The sequence below is a fragment of the Nocardia sp. NPDC049190 genome (genome assembly GCF_040648115.1).
In the GTDB taxonomy this organism is placed as follows: domain Bacteria; phylum Actinomycetota; class Actinomycetes; order Mycobacteriales; family Mycobacteriaceae; genus Nocardia.
This window is the reverse complement of the sequence record NZ_JBEZDE010000071.1, coordinates 1-13,304: the sequence shown is the minus strand read 5'-3', so window position 1 is coordinate 13,304 and position 13,304 is coordinate 1. Positions and strand designations below refer to the sequence as shown.

Sequence of the window (13,304 nt, the reverse complement as noted above, 5' to 3'; positions counted from 1 at the left end):
GCGACCTGATCACCCGGGCCCACACCCCACTCGATCAACTCCCGAGCGACACGATTCGACCACACATCCAACTCCGCATAAGACACTTCACGCTCGCCCGAAATCAACGCCGTCGCAGCAGAGTTCCGGGCCACGCCGGCAGACAGCAGTTCGGCCAGCACACGCGGTGTCTCGGCAACACCGCCCGAAGCAGGCACCAGCGCCCGCCGCTCACCAGCCGACAACAAATCAACCGTGCCCAGCCGTGCCTGCGAATCAGTCGTAATTGCTCGCAGCACTTTTTCGAAGCGAGAAGCAAGACCGGACGCCGTCCCGTCGTCGACACGACCCCGCTGGTAGCGGACTCTGATGTGCAGTTGGTCAGTCTGGTGGGCCTGGACGGTGATCGGGTAATGCGCGGCGTCGCTTCCCTCCGCCGAGACCACCCGCACGCCGTCGATCTCGGCGTTGCCCAGGCCGCTGCTGTCAACCGGATACGACTCGAAGACGACCAACGTGTCGAACAATTGGGCAGTGCCCGCCGCCGACATGATGTGCGACAGTTCGACATAGTGATGGTCGAGCAGACGGGTGTTGGCCGCCTGCAAGCGCGTCAATGTGTCTTCGATGGTCCACTCTCGGCACACGTTCACCGCGACCGGCACCGTATTGATGAACAGGCCGATCATCGACTCCACGCCCGGCAGATCGGCGGGCCGTCCGGAAACCGTGCTACCGAACACCACGCGTTCGACGCCGAGCAGGTTCCCCAGCACGACAGCCCAGGCGAACTGCACGATCGTCGCCATCGTCACGGATTGTGCCCTGGTGAATTCCACCAGCTCGTCCGTTGCGGCGCGATCGAGCACCACAGCCAGATCGATCGGGATATCGACGGTCGCGTCCGTGCGCGGGTCTGCGACCAAGGTGGGTTCGCTGACATCGCGTAGTACGTCTCGCCACGCCTCGATGCCGATGGACAACTCGCGCCGGTCCAGCCAAGCCAAGTAGTCGCGGTACGAAGCCGCGGCAGGCAACAGATCCGCCTGTCCGCCCACCGCGTACAGGCCGATCAGCTCACGCCACAGCAGCGGCAACGACCAACCATCCAACAGCAGGTGATGAGCCGTCAGCACGATCCGGAAGTCTTGCGCCGTCACGGCAATGATCAGGAACCGCAGCAGCGGCGGGTCGGTGGGATCGAATGCGACCGCCCGCTCGGCTGCGATCAACTCATCCAGTTCCGCTGTGCTGCCGGTCATCTCGACTTTGCGCCAACGGAGGGCGGTCTCGACGGGAACCACCTGGGCGGCAACGCCGTCTGCCGTTCGGGTGAAGGCAGCCCGCAGGTTGGGGTGCCGTTCGAGCAAAGCGCGCGCCGAGCGCTGGAGCCGATGCTCGTCGACTGCTCCGGCGAGAGCGAGTACCGACTGCGCGGTGTACACGTCGAGTTCGCCTGCGGCGAGTTCGGCGTGGAATAGCAGCCCGGCCTGCAGCGGCGCCAGCGACCACACATCGGTCAGCGGTCCGTACCGGTCGGCGAACGCGTCCAGGTCGGACTGGGTGACCTCGACGAGCGGAACGTCCGCCCGGGAGAGTCCCCAGCTCTCGCTCACGCGGACGGCCGCGGCAATCTCGGTCACGGCCGCGACCCAGGCATCGATGAGTTCGGCGACGTCATCGTGATCGATCACCCGCGACGCGTACCCGACGTGTGCCGACAGTTCGGGCCCGGCCTCGGTGTCCATGATATTCACGTCGATCGTGACAACTGCTGCCGCAGGCATATCCGGATCGAACGCGGCATACCGATCGAACTGCTCATCGGTCGGAATCCACGCGAGATCCGACAGTGTCGTGAGATCGACGCCGGCGCGGCCGAGGTTGTTGAAACTGATCTGCGGCTCCGGCGACGCTGCGAGCCGATCGGCCGTGTCGGTGTTCAGGTAGCGCAGCAGGCCGTAACCGATGCCCTTGTCGGGGATGTCGCGCAGCTGGTCTTTCACCGACTTCACCGCCGCGCGCAGGTCCGTGTCCTCGATTCCGCTCAGATCGAGCGCAACCGGATACGCGTTGGTGAACCAACCGACCGTCCGTGCGAGGTCCGCTCCCGCGACAACCTGCTCTTCCCGCCCATGCCCCTCCAACAGGACCTTCATCCCCGCGTGTGCGACTCCGCGGCGCCCGCGCCAGCGAGTCACCGCCACGGCGAGACCGGCCAACAGCGCATCGTCGAGGCTGCCCTGAACGACCTCGGGCATCGCGTCGAGCAACGTCGAGGTCACCTCCGTCGGGATGGACACCGCGAGATGCCGCACAGTCGACTGGGTGTCGACGGTGGGATCCAACGCCGCACTGCCCAGCAGCGGATCAGCGGCCGCATTCACCCGATGCCACAGCTCGAACTCACCGGCGCGATCCACGGCGGCAGCCGTCAACGCGTGCGCCCACCGGCGCATAGACGTTCCCTGCGTGGGCAACTCGACCGCGCGCCCCTGTGTGATGTGCTGCCAGGCGGCCACGAAGTCGGGCAGCAGGATTCGCCACGACACCCCGTCGACAGCCAGGTGATGGATCACGATGAGGGCACGGGCATCGGCATCGACGCCCGCTTCGGGAAGCAAGCACACGACCTGCAACATCCGTCCCCGGGCTGGATCGAGACAGTGGGATGCCTCGGCCAAGGCCGCTTCCACCACCGCGGCGAACCCCGCGCTGCCCGGCGCCTCGTCGGCCTGGAAGGTACGGGTCGAGATCGAACCCGAGGCATCGGCGGCGCTTGCCGGCGGCACGTCGAACCGACGTTCACGGAGCGTCGAGCGCAGCATGTCGTGCTGCTCGAGCACCGCCTGCACGGTCGATGTCACCTCATCGATTCGCGCGTCCCGTGGCAGACGCACCAGCATCGACTGAGCGAAACGATCTGCTGAGCCGGGACGGCCGGTGAACCACGAGACGATAGGCGTGAACGGAACGTCGCCGACACCACCCCCCGGCAACTCTTCGAGCGACACCCGCTCGGAGGCTTCGGCAACGCGCGCCAGTTCCCGAACCGTCTTACGTTCGAATATGTCCCGAGCCGTCACGACGACGCCCGCGGACTTCAGCCGGGATGCCAACTGGATGGACATGATGGAATCGCCGCCGAGCGCGAAGAACGAGGTCGTCGCGCCGACCGATGTGATCCCAAGTACGTCCGCGAACACGCCGGCGATGGTGCGCTCCAGAGTGGTGGATGCCGCGATGGCATCCTCTCCGGCGGCCTCGAAGACAGGTTCCGGCAGTGCTTTCCGATCCGCCTTGCCGGTCGACGCGAGCGGCATGTGGTCGAGCACCGTGATCGTCGACGGCACCATATGCGCGGGCAATACGGCAGCGACATGATCGAGCACGGCGGTCGGTTCCACGACCGTGCCGGATTCCGGCACGACGTACGCGGCGAGCAGCGGTTGACCGCCGGGTCCCTTGCGACTCATGGTCACCGCCGACGCGACCCTCGGATGCGTGAGCAGCGCGGCGTCGATCTCGCCGAGTTCGATGCGCTGGCCACGAATCTTGACCTGAAAATCGATGCGGCCGATGTACTCCAGCGCACCCCGCGACGTCCAGCGGACGACGTCGCCGGTGCGATACATCCGTGAGCCCGGACCACCGTAGGGGTTCGCCACGAACGCGCCTGCGGTCGCCGCAGACCGATTCAGGTAACCGCGCGCCAACTGGGCACCCGAAATGTACAGTTCACCCGCGACTCCGACCGGCACCGGCCGCAATCGCGTATCCAGGACCACAGCGCGCACCCCACGGATCGGCCCGCCGATCGTGATCACGTCGGTGGGCTGCACCGGGTCACTCATCGTGACCACAATCGTCGTCTCGGTCGGCCCGTAGATATTGTGCAGGTGCCGCCCCGGCGACCACGCAGCAACCAGATCCGCGGCCACCATTTCGCCGCCGACCGCCAGCATCCGCACCGAATCGAGGTCGGCAGGCGACATCGTCGCCAACACACTCGGTGTCAGGAACGCGTGCGACACCTGATGTTCCCGGATCAGCGCGGCCAGATCCGGGCCGCCGAATACCTCCGGCGGCGACACCACCAGTGCGGCGCAAGCCGCGTGCGCCATCAACGACTCGAGCAGGACCGCATCGAAAGCGGGCGCCGCCACTTGCAGTACTCGCGACGCGCCATCCACCCGGTAACGATCACGCTGCTCAGCCGCGAACCCGGCCACGCCCTCATGCGTGACGACGACTCCCTTGGGCGTTCCGGTCGAACCCGAGGTGTAGACCAGATACGCCGCATCCTGAACTTGCAGTGCGCGTGGGCGATCCGCGGCCGTGATCGCACCGCGGGGATAGGTGGCGATCTCTGCGGCCGAACGCGGATCGTCGAGCACCAGCCATTCGATACCGCCTGGCAGCGACGCATGCGCGGACGCCACCGTGATGCCGACTCCGACACCGGAATCCTGCACCATGTGCGCGATCCGCTCGGTGGGATACCGCAGGTCCACCGGGACGAACGTGGCGCCGGTCTTCGCGATCGCCCACATGGCGACGTGATAGTCGACCGACCGCGGTACTGCCAACGCGGTGAACGCCCCCGGCCCGACGCCACGGGCGAGCAGATGACCGGCGAGTTGGTTGGCACGACGGTCGAGCTCCCCGTAGGTGAGGGTCTCGGTGTCTCCGATGAGGGCAATCGCCGAGGGGTCTGCCGCTACGGCGGCTGCCAACACGTCGGGAAGCAGACACGGTGGGACGTCGCCGCCGCCAACCGCCGGGAGCAGACGTCCGGTCTCCTCGGCGCTCAGCAGCCCGATGTCACCTACCGGCCGGGTCGGATCGGAGATGACCGCTTCGAGGACGCGGATAAACCTCTCGGCAAACGATTCCGCCGTCGATTCGACGAACAGGTCAGTGGCGTAGATGATCTCACCGTCGATCCCGGCCGGCCGAGAGCCCTCGAGACGTTCGGTCACCAGCACGGTGAGATCGGCCTTGGCCTGCGCGATACCGGGATCGAGAAGCTCGACGCCGATACCGGGAAGTTCGAATCGCGCCGCCCGCATGTTCTGCAGGCCGAACATCACCTGGAACAGTGGCGAATACGCCGTCGAACGCGGACGATCGAGGACGTCCACCAGCCGCTCGTAAGGCAGGTCCGCGTGTGCGAGCGCCGCCACGTCGACGCCGCGTACCTCGGCCAACAATTCCCGGAAGGACTGGTCATCGCGGAGGCGGGTGCGCAACACTACCGTGTTGACGAACATTCCCACGAGATCGTCGAGGGCCTGACTGCCGCGACCTGCGACGGGAGTGCCTACCGAGACGTCCTCGCTGTGCGCGGTGCGAGCCAGCAGGATCGCCAGCGCGGCGTGCAGCACGACGAACACCGTGACACCTTCACGGTGCGCCAGCCGCACGATGTCGTCGTGCAACCGCGCCGACATCCCGAAGCGAACATTGCCGCCGACCATCGACATGGCGGCAGGCCGGGGCCGATCGGTCGGCAGGCCGAGCAGTTCCGGAGCATCGCCGAGAGTCTCGGTCCAGTAGGCGATCTGCCGCGCGATCAACGACGTCGGATCGTCCTCGGAGCCGAGCATCTCCCGCTGCCACATCGCGTAGTCGGCGTACTGGACTTCCAACGGCTCCCACTGCGGCGCTCTACTCTTCGCACGCGCCCGGTAGGCGGCGAACACATCGCGGGCCAGCGGTGCCATCGACGAACCGTCGGCCGCGATGTGATGGACCACCACCACCAGCACATGATCGTCGACGCCGGCACGATACAGCTGTGCTCGCACCGGCGCCGATTCCGCGATATCGAATCCCGCCTCGACGGTCGCCCGGATCCGGTCGCCGAGTTCCATCTCGTCGACGACCGGCGCCGCATCCAACACCAACTCGGCGGCCATCGTCGCGACATCCCATACGACCTGACAAGGTTCTCCGTCGACAATCGGATACACCGTCCGCAGTGGTTCGTGCCGGGTCACCACGTCCAGGAGCGCTGCCCGCAAGGCATCGACATCCAGCCGACCGGTCAACCGGGCCGCGAAACAGAGGTTGTATGCCGCCGAGGAGGTATCGAACTGATTGAGGAACCACATCCGTCGTTGCGCCGCCGCCAACGGAACCACCGCCGGTCGCGGCCGCGGCGCGAGTGGCGGCGCAGTGGAGTGCGTTCGCGTAGCGATCCGGTCAGCCAGTCCGGCAATCGTCGGCTCGTCGAAGATGTCACGGATGCCGAGATCGACCCCGAGGGCCGCGCCGGCCCGTGCTGCGATCTGGGCAGCCGACAGCGAATTGACACCGATCTCGAAGACGTTCGCAGTGACGCTCACCCGGTCGGCCCCCGTAACCTCGGCGACAACGTGGGCGAGGACCACTTCACGATCAGTTCGGGGTGAGACGAACTCCGCGTCGTCGTCGAACACCGGTTGCGGCAACGCGGCTCGGTCGAGCTTGCCGTTCGCGGAGAGCGGTATCGAATCGATCACCTGCACTCCGGCCGGCACCAGGTATGCCGGCAGCGACCGGGTGAGTTGGTCACGAATCGCACGCCCATCGGTTACCGCGCCGGGCACGAGCGTCACGTATCCGACGATTCGTTCCGCCGTCGCGATGGCCACGGCGTGTACGACCTGGGGAATTGCGGACAACGCCGCTTCGATATCGCCCGGTTCCACCCGCTGACCGCGCACCTTCACCTGAAAGTCATTGCGGCCCAGAAACTCCAGCTCTCCGGTCTCGGTCCACCGGACGAGGTCGCCGGTGCGATACAGCCGCTCACCCATCACTCCGAATGGGTGCGCGACAAAGACGCCACAGGTGAGGCCGGCGCGTGCGTGATAACCGCGCGCCAGCTGAATCCCCGACACGTACAGGTCGCCGACAACACCGACCGGCACCGGCCGCAGTCGCGCGTCCAGCACGTAGACCTTCATGCCGGACACCGGCTTACCGATCGGCACAGTCGCATGGATCGTCCCACCCGGCAGGCAACGGTGCGCGGTCACAACCTCCGCCTCCGCCGGGCCGTACCAGTTCACCACCTCGGCATTCACGAACACGCGCGCCGCCGAGTCGACCGTGCGCTGTGCCAGCGCCTCACCCGCGGCGAATACCCGCCGAATTGATGACAGCTGCTCGGCGCCGGTGGACTCGATCAGGACATCGAGCATGGACGGGACGAAGTGCACCGTGGTGACCCGATAGCTCGCGATGACACCGGCCAAATACCCTGGATCGCGGTGCCCGTCGGGCTCGGCGACGACGATGTGCGCGCCGGTCTGCAACGGCCAGAACAACTCCCACACAGCGATGTCGAACGTGATCGGGGTCTTGTAGAGCACCGCGTCAGACGCGTCGTGTGGCCACTGCTGCTGCGCCCACGCCAACTGGCTCACGGTCGCGGCATGGGTCAGGGCGACCCCCTTGGGCATGCCGGTGGAGCCCGAGGTGAACAAAACGTAGGCGATGTTGTCCGCCCGAAGAGGCGCACGCCGATCCACGTTCGTGACAGGGGCATCGGACAGATCGGCCACGTCCGCGTGATCGATCCGCACGGACTCGAAGCCCTCCGGCAACTCATCGCCGTCCACCGAGGTCGTGAGCACCATCAACGGTTGCCCCGCGGTGAGCACGCTCGCGATCCGCGCACTCGGATGATCCGGATCGATCGGCAGGAACGCCGCACCAGTCTTCACCACCGCGTACAGCGTGGTGACGAGCTCGACAGACCTCCGGATCGCCACCGCCACCACGGTTTCCGGCCCCGCGCCCCGCGCGATGAGCCAACGGGCCAGACGATTGACGCGGGTGTCGAAATCCCGGTAGGTCGCGGCGCTACCGTCCGGAAGTCGCAGCGCCGGAGCGTCCGGCGTGCGTGCGACCTGTGCGTCGAACGCATCGACGAGCGTCCGGCCGGGTACGGCGGGGACGGCAGTGTCGTTCCATCGCTCCAAGATCTTCTGCCGCTCGGCAACACCGAGCAATTCGATCTCGCCCACAGTCGAATCGGCATCTGTCGCGGCAGCGTCGAGAACACGGACGAATTGTTCGGCGAAACGCCGGACAGTGTCTTCGTCGAAGAGATCCGTGGCATACGTCAAGCGCAGCGAGATACCGGTCGGCTCATTGTGCGTGCCGTGTCCCTCAGCCATCATGAGCATCAGGTCGTAGATCGCGGCACTGTCGCCCGGGTCGACGTTCTCGACAGTCAGACCAGGAAGTTCGACCCGAGCGCGCTCCATATTCTGGTAGGCGAGCATTACCTGGAACAACGGCGTATGCGCTGTCGAGCGGTTCGGGTTCAGGGCATCCACCAACTGCTCGAACGGCACGTTGGTGTGGTCGAAAGCCTCGATGTCGGTGCGCCGCACCTCATCGAGCAAGCTCATGAACGTTTGATCGAGTGAGATCCGAGTGCGCATCACCAAGGTGTTGACGAACATTCCGACGAGGTTGTCCAAGGATCTGTCCCCGCGACCCGCGTGTGGTACACCGATGGTGATGTCGTCCCCGCCGGACAGTTTCGACAGCAACACCGCCAGCGCCGTGTGGACCACCATGAATGTGGTGGCCCCGGCGCGACGCGCGAGCGACTCCAGCCGGCCCTGCAGCTCACCGGGTATCGCGACGTGGAGCACGGCGCCACGTTGGGTCTGCTCGATCGGTCGCGGCCGATCGGTCGGCAGCTCGACCAGATCAGGTATGCCCGCGAGTTGGGATCGCCAGTAGGCGATGTCTCGAGCCGCGTACGAATCCGGGTCGTCGACCGAGCCGAGCACCTCATATTGCCAGAGCGCGTAATCAGCGAATTGCACTGTCAGCGGTGCCCAGTCCGGCGCGTTCCCATTCGCCCGCGCCCGATAGGCCGTCACGAGATCAGTGGCCAGCGGTGCCACCGAGTATCCGTCGCAACTGATGTGATGTACGGCCACCGCGACCGTCCAGGCCGCGTCCGACAGCTGATACAACGCCACCCGCACCGGCACGCCCTTCGACACGTCGAATCCGACGCTCGAGAACTCTGCCAACCGCCGTGGCAGGTCGCGCTCCCCGATCGGCTGCGGTGTGAGATCGCACGTCGCGACGACGACCGCCGCATCCAGCACGACCTGCGTCGGCGTGCCATCGATGGCCGGGTACACCGTGCGCAAACTCTCGTGCCGCTCGATGACATCACCGAAGGCCGCGGTCAATGCGTCGATATCGAGGACGCCCTCGAGTCGAATCGCCAGCGGCACGATATATCCGGCCGAGTCGGGATCGAATTGGTTGAGGAACCACATACGGGCCTGTGCCTGCGACAGCGGAATACTCTCCGGCCGCTGCTTGCGAACCGGCGCGGGAAGACTCGGCACCGCACGCAACTGTGAGATACGCTCCGCCAGGTCGGCGACCGTAGGCGCCTCGAAGATCACTCGCACCGGAATGGACACGTCGACGGCGTCGCCGATCCGGCTCAGGGCACGGGTCGCGATGAGCGAGTTTCCGCCCAGGCCGAAGAAGTTGTCCTCCGCGCCGACCTCCGGGAGGTCGAAAAGCTCGCCGAAAACCCCGGCGACAGTCTGCTCGATGAGCCCCCGCGGCGCCCGGTACTCGGACTCCTGAGCGCTCACACCCGGCACGGGCAGCGACCGATAATCCACCTTGCCGTTCGCCGTGAGCGGGATCGAGTCGATCCGCACCACTGGTGACGGCACCATGTAGGCGGGCAGGCGTTCGAGCAGAAAGCCCCGGATCTGCTTGGCGTCGATCTCCGCTTCGGCGACCACGTACGCAGTCAAGCGCTGTTCGCCACGATCGGTGCGCACCTGCGCGACAGCTGCGCTCACCTGCTCGTGTGCGAGCAACGCGGCTTCGATGTCGCCGAGTTCGATCCGCAAGCCGCGAACCTTCACTTGAGAGTCGGCGCGGCCGATGTATCGCAGGTTCCCGTTCTCATCCCAGCGAACCAGGTCGCCGGTGCGATACAGGCGAGATCCGCCCGGGCCGCCGAAGGGATCGGCGACGAAGGCGGCGGCTGTCAGCCCGGGACGCTGATGGTAGCCGCGGGCCAGTTGGACACCGCCCAGGTACAGCTCGCCCGTCACCCCGACAGGTACCGGATGCAGACGTGAATCCAGCACGTGTACGACAACATTCGACTCGGGTGTACCGATCGGCACCGCCATACCGTCGACCCGGTCGATGCGGTGCGCGGTCACGCTCACCGCGGCCTCCGTCGGCCCGTACAGGTTGTCGATACGCGCGTCACTGATATCGCGGAACCGGCGCACAGTTTCCGCCGGCAGCGCCTCGCCGATGCACAGCACGCGCCTGAGGTCAGGGAACTCGCGCCCAGCGGCCACATCGAGGAATGCCGTGAGCAACGAGGGCACGAAATCCGCCGTCGTCACCCTGTGTTCTGCCATCAGCCGGGCCACCGCACCGGGGTCGCCGTGTGTGTCGGGGCCAGCGACAATCAATGAAGCGCCACAGGTCAACGCGGAGAACAGTTCCCAGACCGACAGGTCGAACGTGAACGGCGTCCGCAGCATCATGACGTCGCTGCCGCCCAGCCGGTAATGCTCACGCATCCACCGGAGTTGATTCACCACGGCGGCGTGCGGCATCGCCACGCCCTTGGGCACACCTGTCGAGCCGGAGGTGTAGATCACATAGGCGAGGTCGCCGGGTTTCAGCGGCCGAGTGCGATCAGCATCGGTCACCGTCGATGAATCCACGTGTCCGGTATCGAGTTCCTCGACCACCCACACCGGCACATCGGCGGGCAGGCTTTCCAGATCGGCCAAGCCGGCGAGAACAGCGCGCGGCTGTGCGACGCCGAGGACGGCACGCACACGATCGACCGGATGGTCCGGATCCAACGGCAGATAGGCCGCGCCGGCCACATGGATCGCGTACAGCACCGTCAGCAGATCGACTGAACGTCGCATCGAAACCGCCACCACGGTCTCTGGGCCGACGCCGCGCTCGATCAGCACTCTCGCCAGTGAATTCACCCGCGCCGCGAACTCACGATAGCTGAGCGAATCTCCGTTCCGGGCGTCCACCACGGCTGTGCTGTCGGGCGTCGCCGCTGCCTGCGCGGCGAACAAGTCCGCGATCGTCGAACTCGACTCCTCGGTAGGTGACCCGATCGACCGCGCGGTCAACTCCCGCGCCTCGTGTGCGGTCAGCAGATCGATGTCACCGATGGCGCGCGTGGGATCGGCAACGGCCGCGCGCAGCAGCCGCAGGTAGCGGTCGAACATCGCCTCGACGGTTGACGCATCGAAAATATCTGTCGCGTAATCGAACTCGACCGCCATGTCACCGGGCTCGCCATCCGGACCGATGGCATCGACGAGATTCAGATGCAAGTCGTATTTCGCCACGCTCAAGGCGGCCATACCTGCCGAAACCGTCAGGCCCTCGAACTCCACGGTGGGGATCTCGATATTCTGGAACGAGAATCCCACCTGGGTCAACGGTGCATGCGCGGTCGTGCGCGGCGGATTCAACACCTCGACGAGGCGCTCGAACGGAATGTCCGCGTTCTCGAACGCGGCCAGATCGGTGGCCCGGACTTGGTCCAGGATACGGATGAAGGGGGCGTCGGGTTCGATGCGTGTTCGCAGGACCAGCGCATTGACGAACATTCCGATCAGGCCGTCGAGGCCGGGCTCGCCGCGGCCGGCGATCGGTGTGCCGACCGCGATGTCACCAGTACCCGACAGTCGTGCGAGCAGCACAGCGAATGCCGCGTGCGTCACCATGAAGACCGTCGTGTCGTGGCGCCGGGCCAGCGCGGCCACATCCCGATGCAGTTCCGCCGGCAGCGTCGCCGAGACGGTCGCGCCGCGGAACGACTGCTCCGCCGGCCGCGGACGGTCGATGGGCAGGTCGAGCACTTCGGGCAGGTCGGCGAGCGCCGCCAGCCAGTACTCCGTCTGGGCGACGGTCGGGCTGTTCGAGTCGTCCTCGGTGCCGAGCAACTTTCGCTGCCACAGCGCGTAATCCGCGTACTGCACGGGCAACGGCGCCCACTGCGGAGGCTGTTGGCGAACACGAGCCTGGTAGGCGGTCATCAGGTCAGCGGCGAACGGTGCGAGCGACGACCCGTCGATGCTGATGTGATGGACGACAAGGACCAGGATGTAATCCTCAGGTGCACTGCGCAGCAGAGCAATTCGACAGGGCACTTCTGATGTGACGTCGAATCCGACTGCCACTTCGGCGGCGATGCGCGCTTCGACGTCGCTCTCCGCGACATCGACCGGGGTCAACCTGGGCAGGGCGACGTCCGCGGAGACGATCAGTTGGTGCGGTCCGCTCTCACTGTCCGGGTAGACGGTCCGCAGCGATTCGTGTCGGTCGAGCACATCCGCGATCGCCGCGTGCATGGCGGCCACGTCGAGATCTCCCGACATGCGCACGACCAACGGAACGTTGTACACGGGCGAGCTCGTGTCGAACTGATTGAGGAACCACATGCGGGCTTGTGCTGGTGACAGCGGAATCCGTTCTGGCCGCTCCTGTGGCACAAGTGGTTCCCGTACCACCGCGTTCGCGGTGCGCAGATTCTGCGCCAACGCCGCGACGGTCGGTGACTCGAAGATCACGCTCAGCGGAACGTCCACGCCGAATGCGCCGCTCAGGCGTGCTGCCACCCGGGTAGCCGACAGCGAGTTGCCACCGAGATCGAAGAAGCCGTCGAGAGCGCCGACGCGCTCGATTCCCAGAACTTCCGCGCAGACATCGGCGACAACCTGCTCGGCCGCGTCACGCGGGGCGACGAACTCGGTCGTCGTCGCGAACACCGGTTGCGGCAGTGCGGCACGGTCGACCTTGCCGACCGATGACAGCGGCAGCGTGTCGAGCGCGATCACCGTGTCCGGAACCATGTGCGACGGCAGTCGTTGCGCGGCGTAACTCAACAGCTCCGCGCTGTCGATACCGTCCTCGGTAGGGATCACGTAGGCGGCCAGTCTCGCTCCGCCGTCCGTCGCTACGCCCACTGCCACCGCTTTCGCCACAGCGGGGTGTGTGGCGAGGACGGTCTCGATCTCACCGAGTTCGATGCGCTGACCACGAATCTTCACCTGGAAATCACTACGACCCGCATATTCCAGCGCGTGGTCAGGACTCCACCGCGCCAGGTCACCAGTGCGGTACATCCTCGATCCCGCCGGTCCATAGCCGTTGGCCACAAACGTAGCCGCGGTATCAGCAGGCCGGTTCATGTATCCGCGTGCCAACTGCACACCCGACACATACAACTCCCCCACCACACCCACCGGCACCGGCCGCAACCACTCATCCAACAC

At 66.1% G+C, this 13,304-nt stretch carries 1 protein-coding gene; it reads right to left on the bottom strand.

Annotated features, from left to right (window positions below; all coding sequences use genetic code 11):
• Window positions 1–13,304: amino acid adenylation domain-containing protein (locus tag AB0B25_RS30840; protein ID WP_357187022.1), on the bottom strand; the 13,304-nt coding region annotated here is incomplete at both ends.